The following is a 19,862-nucleotide window of genomic DNA, read 5'->3' as shown; positions in this document are numbered from 1 at the left end:
ACTAGGATCGGGTCGAACCATGTCTCTCACACTGGCGCAAGCCGCAAAGATCATTGAAGCCGCGCTGCACAAGGCGCGTGAGCTGAAACTGAAGCCGGTCGGCGTTGCCGTGCTCGATGCGCGCGGTGTGCTGGTAGCGTTCTCCGGAGAGGATGGCGGCGGTCTGTTCCGTCCCGACATCGCCCGCGCCAAGGCCTATGGCTGCCTCGGGTTCAATTCGGGCGGTCGCCCGCTTGCGGTACGGGCCGCCAAGCAGCCGGAATTCGCCGCGGCGATTTCCGAGATCAGCGGCGGCCGGTTCGCGCCGATGCCGGGTGGGGCGCTGGTGCGCGGCACTGACGGCAGCATCATCGGCGCGGTCGGCATTTCCGGTGACACTTCCGATAATGATGAGGCCTGCACCATTGCTGCCATCGAGGCCGCCGGATTGAAAGCCGATGCCGGCGTGTAGCTAATGAGCAAGCTTCGCGCGGCATGTCTGATTGGCTGGCCGGCGGCGCATTCGCGCTCGCCGATCATCCACAAGTATTGGCTCGATAAGCTCGGTATCGCCGGCGATTATCGGATCGAGGCCGTGCCGCCCGATGCGATCGATGATTTCGTCGGGCAGTTGACGTCGCACGGTTATGTCGGCGCCAACGTCACCATTCCCCACAAGGAGCGCATGCTGGCGCTGGCATCGCCGGATGCGCGGGCGCAGGCGGTGGGAGCAGCCAACACGCTGTGGTTCGACAACGGAGTGCTGCGATCCACCAACACCGACGTCGAAGGCTTCATCCATAATCTGGATGCCAGCGCGCCGGGCTGGGACGGCACGGCTCAAGCGCTGGTGCTCGGGGCCGGGGGCTCGTCGCGGGCCGTGATCTTCGGCCTGCTGGAGCGCGGCATCGCCCGGATCGGCCTCGCCAATCGCACCCAGGCCCGGGCCGAGGAGCTCGCATCGCAATTTGGTGCCAGGGTTCATGTGGTCGCATGGGATGCCATCGGCGATATCCTCCCCGCGACACGGCTGCTGGTGAATACCACGTCCCTTGGCATGAACGGGCAGCCGGCGCTGGCCCTCGACGTCGGCCGGCTTCCTTCCGACGCGGTGGTGAGTGATCTGGTTTACGCGCCGCTGGTGACGCCGTTGCTTGCGTCTGCCACGGCAAGAGGGCTGCGGACGGCGGATGGCCTGGGGATGCTGTTGTACCAGGCAGTGCGCGGCTTTTCGCTGTGGTTTGGGCAGACACCGCACGTCACGCCTGAACTGCGGGCGCTGGTCGAGGCGGATCTCTTCACACGCAAGTGAACGGGGTAACAATCCGGGAATAGGGGCGTATCTTCAGGGTTAGGGGTAGGTTGATCCCGCCTCTTCTCATGTACGCTCACCTGGACATCTCATGCCCCAAAAAACTCTGAAACTCGTCGCCGCAGCGATTGTGCTTGCGGTCGTGTCGGGCTCCGGCCCGTCGTTCGCCCAGCAGCAGGGGCCCTCACGAATCCGCGGCACCATCGACAGCGTCGATGGCGGCACCCTCACCGTCACGGCGCGCGATGGTTCCACCCAGAAGATCAGTGTGACCGGCGACGTGGTCGTCACGGGGCTCGTCAAGGCCACGCTCGCCGACGTGAAGTCCGGCTCCTACATCGGCGTCACCGGAATGCCCCAGGCCGACGGCAGCCAGAAGGCGATCGCGATTCATATTTTCCCCGAATCCGCGCGTGGCACCGCCGAGGGCTTTCGTCAGTACGATCTGCGCCCGAACAGCACAATGACCAACGCGACCGTCGCCGCCCAGGAGGTCCAGGGCAACGACGGCAAGTCGCTGGAGGTCAAATACAAGGATGGCGAGAAGAAAGTCGTGGTGAGTCCGGATACGCCGATTGTGAGTTTCGCGGACGGCGACAAGAGCGAGTTGAAGGCCGGCGCCAAGATCATCGCTTTCGTCACCAAATCCAGTGACGGCACGTTGTCGTCGAAGCGGGTGCTGGTCGGTCGCGACGGCATTACGCCGCCGATGTAAATCTGACGTCAGAGCGTTTTCTCGTGCACAAGAAAAAAGGCCGGCGTTTCGCACGCCGGCCTTTTTGTTTGCAGATGCGAACCGAGGCAGAGAGCATTGCGCTTCGGTGTGATCTGTTACTCTGCGATGACCTGCGGTCCGATCTCGCTGATCTTGTTGATGCCGCACAGCCCCATGGTTACGCTGAGCTCCTGCGCGATGATGTCGATCGCCTTGGCGACGCCGGCCTCGCCACCGGCGCCGAGGCCGTAAATATAGGAGCGTCCGATCATGCAGGATTTCGCGCCGCGCGCCAGTGCGCGCATGACGTCCTGACCCGAGCGGATACCGCCATCGAACAACACTTCGGTCTGCGTGCCGATCGCGTCGACGATCTTCGGCAGCACGGAGATCGACGAGGGGGCTCCGTCGAGCTGGCGTCCGCCGTGGTTCGAGACCACCATGCCGTGCGCGCCGGTCTTCACCGCCTCGCGCGCGTCTTCGACATCATGAATGCCTTTGAGGATCAGCTTGCCCGGCCAGATGCTGCGGATCCATTCCACGTCCTTCCAGTTCAGCGAGGTGTCGAACTGCGACGCGACCCAGCCGGATATAGAGGCCAGATCCTGAGCGTGCGGCAGATGACCGGCAATGTTGCCGAAAGTCCGGCTCTTGCCGCGCAGGATGCCAGCGACCCATCCCGGCTTGGTGATGAAGTCGACGATGTTGTTGAATTTCAGAAGCTGCGGCGGCACCGACAGCCCGTTCTTGATGTCGGCGTGGCGCTGGCCCAGCAGTTGCAGGTCGACAGTCAGCACCAGCGCGCTGCATTTCGCCGCGATCGCGCGTTCGATCAGGGCTTTGCAGAAGCCGCGATCTTTCATCACATAGAGCTGAAACCAGAATGGCTTGTCGACATTGGCGGCGACGTCTTCGATCGAGCAGATCGACATGGTGGAGAGCGTATAGGGAATGCCGGCGGCCTGGGCGGCGCGGCAGGCGTGGATTTCGCCGTCGCCATACTGCATGCCGCCGGAGCCGATCGGCGCGAGGATCAGGGGCAACTTGATTGTCTCGCCAAGGACCGTGGTGCCGAGATCGCGCTTCGAGATATCGACCAGGATCCGCTGCCGCAGCTTGATCTTCTGCAGGTCCTCGCGATTGGCGCGCAGCGTTTCCTCTGCATAGGAGCCGGCGTCGACATAGCCGAAAAAGGCGCGCGGCACCCGGCGCTTGTGAAGCTGCCGAAGGTCCTCGATGCAGGTGATGTCTTTCATGGGAGTTTCCAAAGCCCTCTTTGTTGTTTGATCTGCCCGTCAGATAGCATGGAACGGCTGTGGTCGCAGCGCGTTGTGTTGCGATGAACTGCGGAGCGCATCCATGGCCGGGCCGAGACTGGACGAAAAGCACAGCAAAAAGCACGATACAAGCCCAGCCTCCGAGAAGGCCGCGCTTGAACAGGCGCTGGAGGAGGGCCTCGAGGAGACGTTTCCCGCGTCCGACCCCGTGAGCGTGACCCAGCCGGCACCCTCGAAGGACGACCGTCACATCAAGCGTTCGGGAGACGTTTAGACCTTCACCGCACCGCAATGGCGGCGTCGAATCGTCGTTCGGATTGTGCGCTCCGAACCCGGCGGTGCCGGCCGGCCGTCGCAGGTCAGGCTGTAAAATGATGGCCCCGAGTTTTGAGCAGAAGTAGGGGCAGGGCAGCCTTTCAAACCTTGGTCTGATTAATTATCAAGCAATTTCAGTGTATTGCGGGTGGACAGGATCCGTCAGCCAGTAATGATTCATCATATTTTTTGAAGTCGTTTTCGTCTCAAAAGCTTTATAAGCAGCCCCGACGTATAATCGTGGCTCGCGTCCAGGGGGATGGACGCAGAGCGGGGGAATGATGGCTCGCAAGTATTTTGGAACTGATGGCATCCGCGGTCGCGCCAATGGCGTGATCACGCCGGAGCTGGCGCTGAAGGTCGGGCAGGCCGCAGGACTGGTGTTTCAGCGTGGGGATCACCGCCACCGCGTGGTGATCGGCAAGGATACCCGCCTCTCGGGATACATGATCGAATACGCAATGGTGGCCGGCTTCACGTCGGTCGGCATGGATGTGCTGCTGCTCGGCCCGATGCCGACGCCGGCGGTGGCGATGCTGACGCGCTCGATGCGCGCCGATCTCGGCGTGATGATTTCGGCGTCCCACAACCTGTTCGACGACAACGGCATCAAACTGTTCGGGCCGGACGGCTACAAACTGTCCGATGATGTCGAGATGCAGATCGAACAGTTGATGGACGAGAGCATCACCAAGAAGCTCGCCGGCAGCGCCAGCCTTGGTCGCGCCCGCCGCATCGACGGCGTGCACGATCGTTACATCGAATTCGCCAAGCGCACCCTGCCGCGCAGTCTCAGCCTGGACGGCATGCGTGTCGTGATCGATTGTGCCCATGGCGCCGCCTACAAAGTGGTGCCAGAGGCGCTGTGGGAACTGGGCGCCGATGTCATCTCGATCGGCGTCGAGCCCGACGGTTTCAACATCAACAAGGATTGCGGCTCGACCGCGCCGGAGACGCTGCGCAGCAAGGTGCGCGAAATGCGCGCCGATATCGGTATCGCGCTCGATGGCGATGCGGATCGCGTCATCATCGTCGATGAGCGCGGCCATGTGGTCGACGGCGACCAGTTGCTTGCCGTCGTGGCGCAGAGCTGGAAGGAAGACGGGCGGCTGTCGAAGCCGGGCATCGTCGCCACCGTGATGTCGAATCTCGGTCTGGAGCGCTATCTGGCCGCTGAGGGCTTGTCGCTGGTGCGCACGTCGGTCGGTGACCGCTATGTCATCGAGCAGATGCTGGCGCAGGGCTACAATGTCGGCGGCGAGCAGTCGGGGCACATCATTCTCTCGGACCACAACACCACCGGTGACGGCTTCGTCTCCGCGCTGCAGGTGCTTGCGGTGATCCAGAAGCTGGGACGGCCGGTGTCGGAGGTTTGCCATCGCTTCGATCCGCTGCCGCAGATCCTGAAGAACGTCCGGTATCGCAGCGGCAAGCCGCTGGACAATGCCGAAGTGAAGTCCGCGATCAAGGCCGCCGAAAACAGGCTGAACGGCCATGGCCGGCTGCTGGTCCGCTCCTCCGGCACCGAACCGGTGATCCGTGTGATGGGCGAGGGCGACGATCGCGACGTGGTCGAAGAGGTGGTCGACATCGTGGTGTCGGCCTTGAGCCAGGCGGCGGCCGCGTAGCGACGCGCCGTCCACGCCTGCCGCACAGCTGCCATGGTGAAATGAGGCTGGTTTTGCGCCGGTTCGGGCCATAAAACCAGCATCGATCCCCATCAATTGCGATCGCTGGACGCTGCCGTGAACAAGCCTGTCGTCATTGCCGAAGACGCTGTTGCCGTGCCGACAGTGACGTCGACCACCGGCCAGATCTCCGCCGGGCCTACCTACGTCGTGCTCGGCAGCATCAGCTTTTCGCATTTCCTCAACGACACCATGCAGTCGTTGATTCCATCGGTGTACCCGATCCTGAAGGACAACTACGCGCTCGACTTCGCGCAGATCGGGCTGATCACCCTGGTCTTCCAGATAACGGCCTCGCTGCTGCAGCCGCTTGTCGGCATTGTCACCGACAAGAAGCCGATGCCGTATTCGCTTGCCGCCGGCATGGGCTTCACGTTCTTCGGCCTGTTGCTGATCAGCGTCGCGCACCACTACTACGTCATTCTGCTGGCAGCGGCTTTGGTCGGTCTGGGATCGGCGGTGTTTCATCCGGAATCTGCGCGCATTGCGCGGCTCGCCTCCGGCGGTCGCTTCGGCTTCGCACAGTCGGTGTTTCAGGTCGGGGGCAATTTCGGCTCGGCGATGGGGCCGGTGCTGGCGGCGCTGATCGTGGTGCCATTCGGCCAGCCGAGTCTGGCGTGGTTTTCGTTGATCGCGGCGCTGGCCATTGTGATCTTGTGGCGGATCGGGAACTGGTACAAACCCCGCATCGTGCCGCGCAAGGCGGCCCAGCTCGTGCGCGATCCGCACGCGCCGTCGACGTCGCGCATTGCGATGGCGATCGCGATCCTGATCGTGCTGGTGTTCTCCAAATATTTCTACATGGCCAGCATCGGCAGCTATTATACGTTCTATCTCATTCACAAGTTCGGCGTGTCGACCCAAAGCGCGCAGCTCTATCTGTTCCTGTTTCTTGGAGCGGTCGCAGCCGGCACCTTCTTCGGCGGGCCGATCGGCGATCGCATCGGGCGTCGCTATGTGATCTGGGCCTCGATCCTGGGCGCGCTGCCGTTCACGCTGCTGCTGCCGCACGCCGACCTGATGTGGAGCGCGGTGCTCAGTGTCATCATCGGTTTCATCATGGCCTCCGCGATGCCGGCGATCATGGTCTATGCGCAGGAATTGCTGCCACATCGCTTCGGCATGATCTCCGGGCTGTTCTTCGGCTTTGCGTTCGGTGCCGGCGGCATCGGCGCCGCGGTGTTCGGCGAGGTTGCCGATCGCATGGGAATCGATTTCGTGTATGCGATCTGCGCGTTCCTGCCGGCGATTGGTTTGCTGGCGGTGTTCCTGCCCAACCTGAAGCGCAGCGTCCAAGCATAGAGTTCCGCGATATCGCGAGGGCTTGCCGCCGTTCCATTTGCTGCAATGATTCGAGGCTGGCACCGCTCACACAAGGGGGCGGTCGAGGCTGTTTTAATCAACACACTGTTAAGACTTGCGTCGAACACAGCAATCGTTCCGATATGATGATACCGCGGCCACACCTTTATCACCAAAAATCAACCTTAATAATTAGGGTTAAGTGCCGCTTAAACATTTGGTGCCATCGTCCGGTTGTGAGTTTTTCGTGAGGCCTTTTGCGTCGTCTGCCTCACCGGACGAAAGGGACCGACCAATGCGTAATCTGAAGTATCTGCTTGCCGCCACCGCGGCATCGTTATTGTCGACCGCGGCGCTGGCTGCCGATCTTCCGATCGCGCCGCCGCCAGCCTACGCGCCGCCGCCGCCCGCCGACTTCGGCGGCTGGTATCTGCGCGGCGATATCGGCATCAGCAATCAGAGCGTGAAGCGTTTGAACAACGCGCTCGACGCCAACCTGATCACGCAGAACCAGACGCTGGGCTTCGACAGCGCAGGCATTTACGGCCTCGGTGTGGGCTACCAGATCAACAACTGGTTTCGCGTAGACGCGACCGGTGAATATCGGGCGAGCGCGAACTTCCATGGACGCGATCTCAACACTTTCCCGGTCGGTGGTGGCCCGATCGGCGCCGGCGTTGACAACTATTCGGCCAGCAAGTCCGAGTGGCTGTTCCTGGCCAATGCCTATGTTGATCTCGGCACCTGGTGGTGTGTCACACCGTTCATCGGCGCCGGTGTCGGTACCTCGCGCGTCACCATCTCCAACTTCACTGACCAAGGGCTCGCGAGTTTCGGGGCCGGAGCTCTCCCCAGCTCGGCCTTCGCCGACAGCGCCTCGAAATGGAACTTCGCTTGGGCCGTCCACGCCGGCCTCGCCTACAAGGTCACGCCAGGCCTGACGATGGAACTGGCTTATCGCTATGTCGATCTGGGCGACGGCATCACCGGCGACATCAAGGCCTTCGACGGCACCAACAACGTCGTCAACCCGATGACCTTCAAGCACATCACCTCGCAGGACGTGCGTCTCGGCGTGCGCTGGTCGCTCGACCCGACTCCGGTCTACGCGCCGCGGCCGCTGATCACCAAGGGCTGATCGCTTTCTTGTCTCCACTGCAACCTCAACGGCGCGGATGCTCTCCGCGCCGTTTTTTTATGTCTACGATTGCAATTCGGCGCGCGCATTGCGTCGCCAATTCAACCGCAATCACATGACGGCAACCATTGATTAAGGTTAACGCGCAATACTTCGCGCATCGTTTGGTTGTGAGTGGAGTGTCGTCATGCGTCGGTTGGTATTGGCAGCGGTAATGGCCGTGATGGCGCAAGGCGCACAGGCCGCCGATCTTCCGGATCTCTCCGATCTCCCGATTCTGCGCGGTGGCTTCAGCGATGGCTTGAGCAGGTCGAGCGTGAACTGGCAGGGCGCCTACATCGGTGGCCAGTTCGGCTATAGCAGCGGGGCCATGGATTTCAGCAAGGCCACGCAATCGCTTACCGCCTATGCACTTCAGAACGTCGCTATTGGCGATGTCGTTTCAAAATGGACACTGCTCGGTAAAAGTAGTCCGACAAGCACAACTTTTGGCGGATTCGTCGGTTGGAATTCGCAGTGGGACGATGTCGTTGTCGGTATCGAAGCCAACTATAGCCGGCTTTCGGGCCTGGCTGGGTCGTCGGTCAACAACTCATTGCCAGCGGTCTCCGTCGACGACAGCAAGTGCATCGTACCGCCAACAGGGACGACCGGCCAATGCGGCGTTCAACTGAGTGGAAACGCCTCGGCCAAGATAACCGATGTGCTCACCTTGCGCGGACGCGCAGGCTGGGCGGTCGATAATTTCATGCCCTATGTCTTCGGCGGTCTGGCGGTTGGTCGAGCTAATATTTATCGCGCCGCGACTGTCACCGAAACCGACACGTTCTACACGACGGCGACGCCACCGGTTCAGGCTGGGCCAACGATTACATCAGTCTATTCGCAAGCGCAGTCCGGAAACGGCGTCTTTATATACGGATATACGCTCGGCGTGGGTCTGGAAGCGATGCTGTTCGGTAACGTGTTTGCGCGTGGCGAATACGAATACATCAAGTTCCAGACGGTGAATAACATCGACCTTCGAATGAACACCGTGCGCGCCGGCGTCGGTTACAAGTTCTGATCATTTCGAAGATGGATCAAGTCGGCTGGCTGCGACATCGCCGCCAGTCGCTCCCGAATTGACTCGCTGCGCTTGCTCTGTTTCGCTTGGCGGACAAACGCAGGGCGGACCCATGAAAATCCATGGCGATACCGGCTCGGGCAACTGCCTGAAGGTAAAATGGGTGTGCGATCATCTCGCGTTGCCCTACACCTGGATCGATATCGACATCATGAAAAGCGAAAGCCGCACGCCGGCGTTCCTCGCCATGAATGCCGCTGGGCAGGTGCCGTTGGTCGAGTTCGATGACGGCCGCACGCTTGCGCAATCCAACGCCATCATCCGTTATCTCGCCCGTGGCAGCGCGCTGATTCCCACCGATGCTTTTCTGGCGGCAAAGATGGATGAGTAGCTGTTCTGGGAGCAGTACAGCCACGAACCGTATGTTTCGGTCTGCCGCTTCCACATGGTCTATCTCGGCAAGGCGGTCGCCGAACTCGATCCGGAGAAGGTCAAGCGCGGTTATGCGGCGCCGGCGCGGATGGAGCAGCAACTGCTCAAGACCCGATTCCTGGTCGGAGACGCGGTTTCGTTGGCGGACGTGGCGCTGCTCGCTTATACCCGCATCGCCCACGAAGGTGGCTTTGATCTCGAAGGTCATCCGGCGCTGCGCCGCTGGATCGGCGAGGCCGAACAGGCGCTTGGTATCGGCGGCTGAACGCTCCGCCTGCCTTGCATGCCACGGTTGTGATCAGCCGCGGCCGAAGTTCCTTGACGATAGCCCGCATTTTCCCTAAATCCGCCGGCGGGATACCTCTCCCCACCGAGAGGCAGCTATCTGGAAGGATAGACTATGACACAGGCGAAGCCCGCCACGCGGCCCAACGTTCCGCATTTCTCTTCCGGCCCCTGCGCCAAGCGCCCCGGCTGGACCCCCGAAAATCTCAAGGACGCAGCGCTCGGCCGCTCGCATCGCGCCAAGGTCGGCAAGACCAAGCTCAAGCTTGCGATTGACCTGACCCGCGAAGTGCTCGGAGTTCCGGCTGACTACAAGATCGGCATTGTGCCGGCGTCCGACACCGGCGCCGTCGAAATGGCGCTGTGGTCGCTGCTCGGCCCGCGGCCCGTCACCACCATCGCCTGGGAATCGTTCGGCGACGGCTGGGTCACCGACGTGATCAAGCAGCTCAAGTTGAAGGACGTCACCAAGCTCACCGCGGGCTATGGCGAGATCCCGGATCTGTCGAAGGTCGATCCGGCGTCCGACGTGGTGTTCACCTGGAACGGCACCACCTCCGGTGTGCGCGTCGCCAACGCCGACTGGATCAAGGCGGATCGCGAAGGCCTGACCATCTGCGACGCCACGTCCGCTGCGTTTGCGCAGCCGCTCGACTGGCCGAAGCTCGATGTCGTCACCTTCTCCTGGCAGAAGGCGCTGGGCGGCGAAGCCGCGCACGGCATGCTGATCTTGTCGCCCCGCGCCGTGGCGCGGCTGGAAAGCTACACCCCGCCGTGGCCGCTGCCGAAGATCTTCCGCATGACCAAGGGCGGCAAGCTGATCGACGGCATCTTTGTCGGCGAAACCATCAACACCCCGTCGATGCTTTGCGTCGAGGACTATCTCGATGCGCTGAACTGGGGCAAGTCGGTCGGCGGCCTCAAGAGCCTGATCGCACGTGCTGATGCCAACACCAAGGTGATCACCGATTGGGTTGCGAAGACGCCGTGGGTGGATTTCCTCGCCGCTGATCCCGCAATCCGCTCCAACACCTCGGTGTGTCTCAAGGTTGTCGATCCGGCGATCACCGCATTGCCGGCCGACGCGCAGGCAGCCTTCGCCAAGGCGCTGGTTGGCGCGGTGGAGAAGGAAGGCGCGGGTTACGATCTCGGCCACTACCGTGATGCCCCTCCCGGCCTGCGCATCTGGTGCGGGGCCACGGTGGAAGCGTCCGACGTAGCCGCCCTGACGCACTGGCTCGATTGGGCCTTTGCGGAAGCCAAGGCCGCGCAGGCGAAAGCTGCCTGATGTTCGAAGCCCTCCCCAATGGGAGGGCTTTCGTCCTTTTGCAGTCTCAATCATTCGCATGACCCCGGCCGCGACGGCCGATTCCTCCCGTCATGGGAGGTGAAGGAACATTCCAATGGCACCCAAGGTTCTCATCTCCGACGCGCTGTCTCCCGCGGCTGTCCAGATCTTCAAAGACCGCGGTATCGAGGTCGACTTCCAGCCCAACCTCGGCAAGGACAAGGACAAGCTCGCCGAAATCATCGGCAATTATGACGGTCTCGCCATCCGTTCGGCGACCAAGGCGACTGCGAAGATCCTGGAGAAGGCGGCGAAGCTGAAGGTGATCGGCCGTGCCGGCATCGGCGTCGACAATGTCGAGATCCCGGCGGCCACCGCCAAGGGCATCATCGTCATGAACACCCCGTTCGGCAACTCGATCACCACCGCTGAGCACGCCATCACGCTGATGCTCTCGCTGGCGCGTGAGATCCCGCAGGCCGACGCCTCCACCCAGGCCGGCAAGTGGGAGAAGAACCGCTTCATGGGCGTGGAAATCACCGGCAAGACGCTCGGCGTTGTCGGTGCCGGCAACATCGGCTCGATCGTTGCCGACCGTGCCCAGGGCCTGAAGATGAAGGTGATTGCGTTCGACCCGTTCCTGTCGCCGGAGCGCGCCAAGGACATCGGCGTCGAAAAGGTCGAGCTCGACGACCTGTTCAAGCGCGCCGATTTCATCACCCTGCACACGCCGCTGACCGACAAGACCAGGAACATCATCGACGCCGCCGCCATCGCCAAGATGAAGAAGGGCGTGCGCATCATCAACTGCGCCCGTGGTGGCCTGGTCGACGAGCAGGCACTGGTCGACGCGCTGAATTCCAAGTATGTCGCCGGCGCCGCCTTCGACGTGTTTGTCGAGGAGCCGGCCACCAAGAACGTGCTGTTCGGCCATCCCAACGTGATCTGCACGCCGCACCTTGGTGCTTCCACCACCGAAGCGCAGGAAAACGTGGCGCTGCAGGTTGCCGAACAGATGTCGGACTATCTGCTCACCGGTGCGATTTCCAACGCGGTGAATTTCCCGTCGATCACGGCGGAGGAAGCGCCGAAGCTGAAGCCGTTCATCGATCTGGCCGAGAAGCTGGGATCGTTCGCGGGCCAGCTCACCGACAGTGGCATCACCAAGGTACAGATCACCTATGAGGGCCAGGTCGCCGAGATGAAGATCAAGGCGCTGACCTCGGCGGCGCTGTCGGGGCTGCTGCGGCCGATGCTCGGTGACGTCAATGTCGTCTCCGCACCGGTGGTCGCCAAGGAGCGTGGCATGGTGGTCGACGAGGTGACACGCGCGGCGCAGAGCGATTACGAGAGCCTCATCACCGTGACGGTGACGACGGAGAAGCAGGAGCGTTCGGTCTCCGGTACCGTCTATCATGACGGCAAGCCGCGTCTGGTCGACATCAAGGGTATCCGCGTCGACGCCGAATTCGGCAGGTCGATGATCTATGTCACCAACGAGGACAAACCAGGCTTTATTGGTCAGTTCGCATCGCTGCTGGGCGACGCCAAAGTCAATATCGCGACCTTCCATCTCGGCCGCAACAAGCCGGGCGGCGACGCCATTGCTCTGGTCGAGGTCGACGGCGAGGTGCCGGCGGACGCGCTGGCCAAGACGCTGGCGCTGCCGCATGTGAAGCAGGCCAAGGCGCTGACGTTCTGAGCCTTACGGCTAAACGATTGTAAAATTTTGAAGCCGTCGCGCCGTCAGCGCGGCGGCTTTTTTGGGTCAGCTGCCGGAGTTCCTGGTCGCGGCGATAACATCGCGGACCAGACGCGAGACGCCCTCGACGTCGTCTTTGTCGCGGGCGACGGCGAGGCGCACGATCACCATCCGCTCCGACGGGATGATGATGACCCATTTCCCGAACGAGCCCTTGGCGATGAATGCGTCGCGCGGCATGCCGAGGCCGGTCCGCACACCGGCGCCATAACTATCGCCGAGATTGGTCCAGAAGCCGGCGCCGTAGCCGACCCAGGCGTCCGGTGTGGGCGCAGCGCTGTAGCGCGTCCATCCCTGGGGCAGCACGCGCCTGTCGCCGATGACGCCGTCGTCGAGATAGAGCATACCGAAGCGCGCCCAGTCCCGGGCGGTTGCGAACATCTGGCTCGACCCCTCCGGCGTGCCGGTGGCATCGAATTCCAGCGTCACGTTGCGCATGCCCAGCGGGTCGAACAGTTCCTGTCGCGCAAAGCGCACCACGTCCGCGGCATGGCCGCCCACGGCATCGCGAATGATGCGCGACAGGATGACGGTGTTGCCGTCGTGATAATTCCAGGCCTCGCCGGGTGTGGTCTCCAGGGGCGCGGCCTCGGCGAATTCCGCCATATCGCGGATGATGAATTTCATCCGGTTGACCGGGGCGAACACGCTCCTCAGTGACGCTTTGAGCGAACTGCCCATGGCCAGTCCGCTGGTGTGGCGCAACAGGTGATCGATGGTGATGGCGTGCCGCGGGTCGCCGGGGTTTTGCCACAGCGCCACGGGTGCGGGCTGATCGACCGCGAGTTTGCCCCGGCGCACCAGGATTCCGATCAAGGCGTTGATCACCGATTTGGTCGCCGACCAGCCGTGGATCGGCGTGTCGACGCCATAGCCCGACGCGTAACGCTCGGCGATGAGCTTGCCGTTCTGGACCACGACCACCGCCTTGGTGTGCTGGAACTGCGGTGTGCCGGGCTCGGTGAAAGCGTGCTCCAGCGCGAGTTTGAGGCGCGAATCGGTCGTGTCGACTTCCACGGGGCCGGCGATCTCCGGCAGCAGCGGTGGCGTTGCGGCCTCTGCTGGTGGCCGCGCTGCATCGACCGGCTGCGCGTCATGTACCATGATGCATCCCAGGCCGTCGCGGTAGGCGGCGCGGCCTGGCGCGTTGCCGAACAGGGTCGTGGTCACCTGCCTGCGGGAGCGATCGATCTCGACCCGGATGCCCCAGCTGATCAATCCGACACCAGGCATGACGTCGATCGTCTCGGACAGAACCTGGCCGGGGTCGCGCCCCGCGACGAAGGCCTCCGAGCACAGCACATGGGCGATGAAGCCGGTGGCGATGCGCGCCGGCCCGCTCGGCCAGGCCGCGGTCAGAGTGGCGACGCCCAGTGCTGTCGCGCTGACTGTTGCCAGGATCAACATGTTGGCTTTTTTCATCGGCTCGTTCCCGTTGCTGCGCCTGAGCGCGTGGAGGGATACAAGCCCGGTGCGTGCAGCGGCCGCTCGCCGATTCTGGAATCGGCCTGACCGAAAGCTGGAAACGGCTGGCCGAATTCGAAATTTCAGCTGGAAATCAGAAGTTTATGCTGCCGATGTCCGAGCGCGACGATATTCCGTCGGCGTCACGCCGGTCTCGGTCTTGAAGGCGCGGTTGAACGGTCCCAGCGACTGGAAGCCGGCATCGAGCGCAATGGTCGTGACCGGCACGGCAGCCTGAGCCGGGTCGGCCAGCGCCGCCTTGGCCTCTTCGATCCGGTAGTTGTTGAGAAATACGTTGAAGTTGCGGTAGCCGAGCTGCTGGTTGATCAGTCGCCGTACCTTGTATTCGGGAACACTGAGTCGCGTGGCAAGCAGTCCGATGGTCACGCCTTCCTGGCGATAGATCCGCTCCTCCGACATCAGCCGCGCCAGCGCGTCGGCGAGTTTCCGATCGGTGACGTGCGCGGGCTCGTCCGGCGGAGGGCCGGCGTGACGGGCAGGGGTGGGCGTCACGAACACGTCGTCACCCGCGGCCCGCATCATCGAGACCGTGATGACGGCGACAATCCCGGCCAGAGCCAGGGCGTTGATGGTGCTGAACAGCATCGACGGCGGGTCGCTGGCGGGAAGCAACTGCAGAGCGGTGTTGATCCCGCCATAGATTGCGGTGGCGGCCACAATGAACACCCGCAGCCGGCGACGGCCCTCCACCAGGTCGGCGGACCACGATGCGACGCTCTGGCCGACCGCGAGCACGATGAATGTGAGGGCGGCCAGGGTCAGGGCCGGACCGAGTATGCGGTTGCCCGGGCCATGGTCGGGTGCCAGCACGGCGCAGTTCAGGATGCTCAGGCTGACCATCGCCGCCCAGGCCGCGGCATGCCATCCGCGCACGACAAAGCCGTCGTCGAACAACGCCCGTGCGAACAGCCAGAATACGACCACATTGCCGGTCGACAGCGCGATCAGCAGTCCGCGCGACCACGTCACAGGCTCAGCGAAACCGGCTGCCGAACTCAGCGCGTAGGCTGCGGATCCCAGCGCGAAGGCGGCGGCCAGCCGTCCCGCTGTGGTGTGGCCGACGTCGCGCAGCAGCACCATCGCCAGCAGCAATAGCAGCGCCGTGGTGCCGACTCGCAGGGCAAGGTCGATGGTGGCAAGGGTCATGTCGATCGATGGGTCCGGCAGGCCTCGTTTGTCGCGAGGTTAGAGCCTCTCACATCCCGGTTCAATTTGCAGTCATGCTTCTTTGGCGCCCTCCGCCTCGATCTCCTGTTCGGGAGATGTGAAAAAGCCACAAGGTCCCTACACAAGTGGCGCCGCTTCAATTTCGACCAGAGGACCGTCACCCATGCAGGACGCCGTCGAGAAAACCCCGCCCACTAGCCCTCTGGCGAGCCCGGAGCCCTGGGATTTGGTGGCCGATGCCTATGCGGCTGAACTGGTGCCGCAATTCGAGTTGTTCGCGACCGATGCGTTACGGATTGCCGCCCTGCCGGCAGGGGGGCGCGTCATCGATGTCGCCACCGGTCCCGGCACCTTGGCCATGCTTGCGGCCAAGACCGGTGCCACAGTCAGTGCGATCGACTTCTCGCCAACGATGATCGCCAATCTCAACCGCCGCGCCGTCGAAGCCGGGACGGCCATCGATGCGCGGCTTGGGGATGGTCAAGCCCTGCCGTTCGCGGACGATACCTACGACGGGGCCTTTTCCATGTTCGGCCTGATGTTCTTTCCGGATCGCGCGAAGGGATTGCAGGAGATGCGACGCGTGTTGCGGCCGGGCGGGCGTGCCGTGGTGAGCAGCTGGGCACCTTTCGATCGGCCGTTTGCGTTGGTGATGGAGAGCGTCCGGGCCATGTTGCCGAACCTGCCGTTCGGGGAAGGCAAGGCGCCGCTGGGCGACCCCAGCGCATTCGCGGATGAAATGACGGCAGCGGGCTTCCGCGAGGTCAGGATCGAGTCCGTCAGTCACAGCTCGACGGCATCGTCACTCTCCGAATGCTGGAGCATGATCCAGCGCACGACGGCGCCGATCGTCCTGCTGCGTCATAAGCTGGGCGAGCAGACCTGGGACAAGGTCGCGCGCGGCGTCTTCGAACGGTTGCAGGGCGCGCTCGGCGAGGGCGCCGTGACGCTGACGTTCAATGCCTATCTCGGCCGCGGCGTGAAATAGCCGACCGGCCTATTTCGCGATCGTTTTGGTGGTCGTTGGCGTGGGTGTCTGCGACCATTCGGTGACGCAACGCTCCAGATCCCGGAAGTTCTGGTGGATCTGGTCCAGCGCGAATCCCAGCGCGAAGAAATGCTCGGCGTCATCTGCCGGCAAATCTCGCGTCAGTCCCTCGCGGCGCACGACCGAGACCTCCACGGCATAGGTTTCCAGGGCCAGGCGCACCGCATCCAGCGGCGGCGGGTTGCCCCGCGCTACCAGCGCATTGCCGCAGCCGCGCATGTAATCGGTGAAGGCGTCGCTCACCTGCGCCATGGGCGCATCGAGGTGGGTCTGCAGCACGTCGGGCAGCGGCATCGCCACCGCGCGTCCCATGATCACGAGGTCGTGGCGCAGCCGCAGCAATGTACGCAACAGCGGGCCGGTCTCGGGCTCGGAGGCGAGTTTTGCCGATCGTTCGTGCGCTGCTTCCGCCGCGACCGTGTCGAGCCGCACCAGCGCCTTGCCGATGCCGTCCTGAATTTCGTGCAGCGAGTCCACGTCGCGGCCATGAGCGATGTCAGAGACCAGTTTGCTGAACGCTTTCGCCATCAGATTGAGGGTGCGTGCCGCCGCCTCGATCGCCTGATCGTGCGCGCTGGAGGGGAATACCAGCAGGGACACCGCAAGTCCGGTCGACGCACCGAGCATCACCTCGAGCACGCGGTAGATGGCGGACTCCAGCGGGGTGTGATGGGTGACGGCCGGCAGCAGCAGCACGATCACGGCAGTCACCGGTCCGATGTTCATGCGCGGGTTGAAGACGGCCAGCACCGCCAGCGGGGCCACCGCCAGCGCCAGCACGGCGAGCAACGCGATCTCGCTTTCATGCGGGATCAGCACGGCGATGGCACCGCCATAGATCGCGCCGCCGAGCGTGCCGATCATGTAATCGGTGACCGCACGCAGCGAGCGGCCGACACTCGCCTGGGTCAGGATCAGCGCGGTCATGACCACCCACAGCGGCAGCGGCATCTTGAGAGCGAGGGCCAGTGCCAGCGACAGCAGCGCCGAGATCGTGATCCGGAGCGCCAGAATCAGCTGTCCCCGGCGCTGATGGAGCCGGATCCGCAGCCACACGAGTTTACTGATGGTCGGCAAGCTGATGGTCCGTGCAATCTCGATGGTGAGAACAACCGGGCCCTTGGTAATCCGGCTGGCCCCCGATCGCAATCGGAAAGCCTGGGACTTTTCGCTCGCTGTGAAGATTCGTGTTTCAGGTTGCGCTCTACATTCCGGTAGGGCTTCCTGCTAGACTTTGCACAAAGGTGCAGCACCCTGCACCGATAAGGAACATTGTTCGGGAGGCTCTCGAGATGCGCTCGCTCGGCGTTCGCTCCATCGCTGCACTCATGCTGGTTGCGGTTTTGTCTCCGCAGGCGTTCGGGCAGACGGCGGATGCCATCAAAATCGGCGTGCTTGCCGATGTGAACGGGGCGCTGGCGGATATCGGCGGCCAGGGCTCGGTCGAGGCCGTGAAAATGGCGGTGGAGGATTTCGGCGGCAAGGCTCTCGGCAAGCCGATCGAGATCGTATCGGCGGATGGTCGCAACAGCCTGGACGTGGCGTCGAAGATTGCGCGCGACTGGTACGATTCCGGCGTCGATGTCATCACCGACATTCCGACCTCCGATGTCGCTGTGGCCGTCATGCAATTGGCGCGAGAGCGGAAGAAGATCGCGCTGGTGACCAGCGCCGGCAGTTCCGACATCACCGGCAAATCCTGCTCGCCCTATGCCGCTCACTGGACCTGGGACACCTACGCGATGTCGCACGGCACCGTCGACAGCATCGCGAAGCGCGGCGGCAAGGACTGGTTCTTCATCACCGCCAATTATGTCTTCGGCCAGGCGTTCGAGCGGGACGCGGCGGCGGTGGTGGTCGCCAACGGCGGGCGGGTTCACGGTGCGGTGCGCCATACGCTCGGCACCCTGGATTTCTCGTCGTTCTTTCTGCAGGCGCAGGGATCGCGCGCCAACATTGTCGGTTTCGCCAACGCCGGCTCCGACACCATCAACGCCATCAGGCAGGCGGTCGCGTTCGGGTTGCCCCAGGGCGGCACCCAGCTGGTGGCGCTGGTCGCGTTCATCAGCGATATCCACAGTCTCGGCCTCAGGGATGCCCAGGGCTTGATGCTGACCGAGGCGTTCTACTGGGATCTCGACGAGGCGACGCGGACGTGGTCGCAAAGGTTTTTTGCGCGGACCAAGCGGATGCCGAGCATGACCCAGGCCGGCGCCTACAGCGCCGTGCTGCACTACCTGAAGGCAGTGCAGGCGGCCGGTACCCGCGACGCCGACCAGGTGATGGCGCAGATGCGGGCGATGCCGGTCAACGATGTCATGACCCACGGCGGCAGGCTGCGGATCGATGGCCGCGTGCTGCGTGACATGTATTTGTTCCGGGTCAAGAAGCCCGAGGAGTCCAAGTCCGAGTGGGATCTCTATAAGCTGGTGGCGAAGATTCCCGCCGAGCAGGCGTTCCGTCCACTCAGCGAAGGCGGCTGTCCGCTGGTCAAATAGTTGCGGCAGTCATTTCCGAGACGCCATGAAGATGCCGCCCAGCACCAGCGCATAACCCACGATGTGAAACAGCTCGAGCCGCTCGCCGAGAAAGATGATCGCCATCGCCGAGCCGAACACCGGGATCAGGTGAATGAACGGCGCCGCCCGGTTCGGCCCGATCAGCACGATGCCGCGGTTGAGAAAGAGATAACCCAGGATCGACGGAAACAGGATGGCGTATCCCAGCGACAGGACCGTGGTCAGATCGAACACGGGATACTGGCCGGCGGCGATTTCCGAGATCATCAGCGGCGTCAGCAACAGTGCGCCACCGGTGACGGTGCAGGCGAACAGCGAGAACGGATGGATCGGCGGACGTTTCGGCATCAGCGCCGAATAAATGCCGAACACCACCAGGGCGAGCGTCAGCATGATGTCGCCCTTGTTGAAGTGGACCCGCGCGATGGCGCCGAGGTCGCCGTGCAGCAGGATGGTGAAGACGCCGGTCAGCGAGATGGCGATGCCTGCGGCTTGCGCCAGCGTCAGCCGCACCCCGAACAGCACCAGAGACCACAACGCCACGAACAGCGGTCCGGACGACTGGATCAGCAATCCATTGAGCGCCTGGGTGTAGTGCAGGCCGTAATACGCCAGCACATTGTTGGCCGCATAACCGGTGAGCGACAGCAGCAGCAACATCGGCAGGGATTTGCGGATCACCGGCCAGTCGCGCCGCAGATAAGGCCAAGCCATCGGCAGGATGATCGGCACCGCACCAGCCCATCGGATGCACGAGATTGTCAGGGGTGGGATGTGCCCGACCACAAAGCGTCCGAGCACGAGGTTGCCGGCCCAGAACAGCGACGTCAGGCTGAGCAGCAGATACGGCTGGTTGTTCAGTCGCTGCAACACGGATGATCGATACGATGGACGTTCGGCGATGGTCATATGGATCGGAAATGGCTGTGAACGCGCATGTGAGCACACAAGTGCGCGACGGGCGCTGGAGCTTGAAATTCAGCAAAGCCACAACTGCGAAACTGAGCGGCAAGTTTGCAAATTCTGACGCTCTAAATGTGTCCCACTTCGCGCGCAGCGACAACACCCAATGCCGGGACCGTCC

The 19,862-nt window shown here is 63.0% G+C and carries 17 protein-coding genes and 1 pseudogene; 13 read left to right on the top strand and 5 right to left on the bottom strand.

The annotated features are described in order from the left end of the window. The first annotated feature begins 19 nt into the window (after positions 1 to 19). From RS897_RS04385 to RS897_RS04375, 3 genes are all read left to right on the top strand, one after another. The gene (locus RS897_RS04385; RefSeq protein WP_315835374.1) at positions 20 to 451 is read left to right on the top strand and encodes a GlcG/HbpS family heme-binding protein; all 432 of its coding nucleotides are present in this window, start codon (positions 20 to 22) and stop codon (positions 449 to 451) included. A 3-nt stretch (positions 452 to 454) separates the two neighbouring features. Beyond that, the gene (locus RS897_RS04380) at positions 455 to 1,291 is read left to right on the top strand and encodes a shikimate dehydrogenase (protein WP_315835373.1); all 837 of its coding nucleotides are present in this window, start codon (positions 455 to 457) and stop codon (positions 1,289 to 1,291) included. 91 nt (positions 1,292 to 1,382) lie between these two features. Then, the gene (locus RS897_RS04375; RefSeq protein WP_315835372.1) at positions 1,383 to 2,006 is read left to right on the top strand and encodes a hypothetical protein; all 624 of its coding nucleotides are present in this window, start codon (positions 1,383 to 1,385) and stop codon (positions 2,004 to 2,006) included. Between the two features lie 116 nt (positions 2,007 to 2,122). Here RS897_RS04375 and RS897_RS04370 read toward each other — a convergent pair whose 3' ends face one another. Beyond that, the gene (locus tag RS897_RS04370) at positions 2,123 to 3,262 is read right to left on the bottom strand and encodes an alpha-hydroxy acid oxidase (protein WP_315835371.1); all 1,140 of its coding nucleotides are present in this window, start codon (positions 3,260 to 3,262) and stop codon (positions 2,123 to 2,125) included. A gap of 103 nt (positions 3,263 to 3,365) precedes the next feature. Here RS897_RS04370 and RS897_RS04365 point away from each other — a divergent pair, with 103 nt between their 5' ends. The 8 genes and pseudogenes from RS897_RS04365 to serA all read left to right on the top strand — a co-directional run bounded on the left by RS897_RS04365 (position 3,366) and on the right by serA (position 12,499). Beyond that, positions 3,366 to 3,557, top strand: a complete 192-nt coding sequence (locus tag RS897_RS04365; RefSeq protein ID WP_315835370.1) for a hypothetical protein — start codon at positions 3,366 to 3,368, stop codon at positions 3,555 to 3,557. A 322-nt stretch (positions 3,558 to 3,879) separates the two neighbouring features. Continuing rightward, entirely contained in the window at positions 3,880 to 5,226 is a 1,347-nt protein-coding gene (gene glmM / locus RS897_RS04360) for a phosphoglucosamine mutase (RefSeq protein WP_315838517.1), read from the top strand. A 117-nt stretch (positions 5,227 to 5,343) separates the two neighbouring features. Then, positions 5,344 to 6,588: an MFS transporter gene (locus RS897_RS04355; protein ID WP_315835369.1), complete on the top strand. Its 1,245-nt coding sequence runs from the start codon at positions 5,344 to 5,346 to the stop codon at positions 6,586 to 6,588. Positions 6,589 to 6,883: 295 nt separating this feature from the next. Further along, a complete protein-coding gene (locus tag RS897_RS04350) occupies positions 6,884 to 7,726 on the top strand; it encodes an outer membrane protein (RefSeq protein ID WP_315835368.1) in 843 nt (280 codons plus the stop codon). A 187-nt stretch (positions 7,727 to 7,913) separates the two neighbouring features. Further along, positions 7,914 to 8,792 (top strand): outer membrane protein, encoded by an 879-nt coding sequence (locus RS897_RS04345; RefSeq protein ID WP_315835367.1) that lies wholly within the window; start codon positions 7,914 to 7,916, stop codon positions 8,790 to 8,792. A gap of 112 nt (positions 8,793 to 8,904) precedes the next feature. Then, a pseudogene (locus RS897_RS04340) lies at positions 8,905 to 9,489 on the top strand (glutathione S-transferase family protein). 135 nt (positions 9,490 to 9,624) lie between these two features. Beyond that, entirely contained in the window at positions 9,625 to 10,797 is a 1,173-nt protein-coding gene (locus RS897_RS04335; protein ID WP_315835366.1) for a phosphoserine transaminase, read from the top strand. 115 nt (positions 10,798 to 10,912) lie between these two features. Continuing rightward, complete coding sequence (gene serA, locus RS897_RS04330; protein WP_315835365.1) at positions 10,913 to 12,499, top strand: phosphoglycerate dehydrogenase; 1,587 nt, start codon at positions 10,913 to 10,915, stop codon at positions 12,497 to 12,499. Positions 12,500 to 12,565: 66 nt separating this feature from the next. Here the strand turns inward: serA and RS897_RS04325 are convergent, their stop codons facing one another. Beyond that, positions 12,566 to 13,981, bottom strand: coding sequence for a serine hydrolase domain-containing protein (locus tag RS897_RS04325; RefSeq protein ID WP_315835364.1), 1,416 nt, complete (start codon positions 13,979 to 13,981; stop codon positions 12,566 to 12,568). Positions 13,982 to 14,125: 144 nt separating this feature from the next. Beyond that, a complete protein-coding gene (locus RS897_RS04320) occupies positions 14,126 to 15,190 on the bottom strand; it encodes an AraC family transcriptional regulator (RefSeq protein WP_315835363.1) in 1,065 nt (354 codons plus the stop codon). 184 nt (positions 15,191 to 15,374) lie between these two features. Here RS897_RS04320 and RS897_RS04315 point away from each other — a divergent pair, with 184 nt between their 5' ends. Further along, on the top strand, positions 15,375 to 16,199 hold the full coding sequence (locus RS897_RS04315) for a class I SAM-dependent methyltransferase (RefSeq protein ID WP_315835362.1): 825 nt from the start codon (positions 15,375 to 15,377) through the stop codon (positions 16,197 to 16,199). Positions 16,200 to 16,208: 9 nt separating this feature from the next. Here RS897_RS04315 and RS897_RS04310 read toward each other — a convergent pair whose 3' ends face one another. Further along, the gene (locus RS897_RS04310; RefSeq protein ID WP_315835361.1) at positions 16,209 to 17,336 is read right to left on the bottom strand and encodes an FUSC family protein; all 1,128 of its coding nucleotides are present in this window, start codon (positions 17,334 to 17,336) and stop codon (positions 16,209 to 16,211) included. 215 nt (positions 17,337 to 17,551) lie between these two features. Here RS897_RS04310 and RS897_RS04305 point away from each other — a divergent pair, with 215 nt between their 5' ends. Next, the gene (locus tag RS897_RS04305) at positions 17,552 to 18,757 is read left to right on the top strand and encodes an ABC transporter substrate-binding protein (RefSeq protein WP_315835360.1); all 1,206 of its coding nucleotides are present in this window, start codon (positions 17,552 to 17,554) and stop codon (positions 18,755 to 18,757) included. A gap of 9 nt (positions 18,758 to 18,766) precedes the next feature. Here the strand turns inward: RS897_RS04305 and RS897_RS04300 are convergent, their stop codons facing one another. Beyond that, positions 18,767 to 19,687: a DMT family transporter gene (locus RS897_RS04300; RefSeq protein WP_315835359.1), complete on the bottom strand. Its 921-nt coding sequence runs from the start codon at positions 19,685 to 19,687 to the stop codon at positions 18,767 to 18,769. Between the last annotated feature and the right edge of the window lie 175 nt (positions 19,688 to 19,862).

The organism is Bradyrhizobium prioriisuperbiae (genome assembly GCF_032397745.1).
GTDB classification, from domain to species: Bacteria; Pseudomonadota; Alphaproteobacteria; order Rhizobiales; family Xanthobacteraceae; genus Bradyrhizobium_A; species Bradyrhizobium_A prioriisuperbiae.
This window is presented reverse-complemented; position numbering and strand designations above follow the sequence as displayed.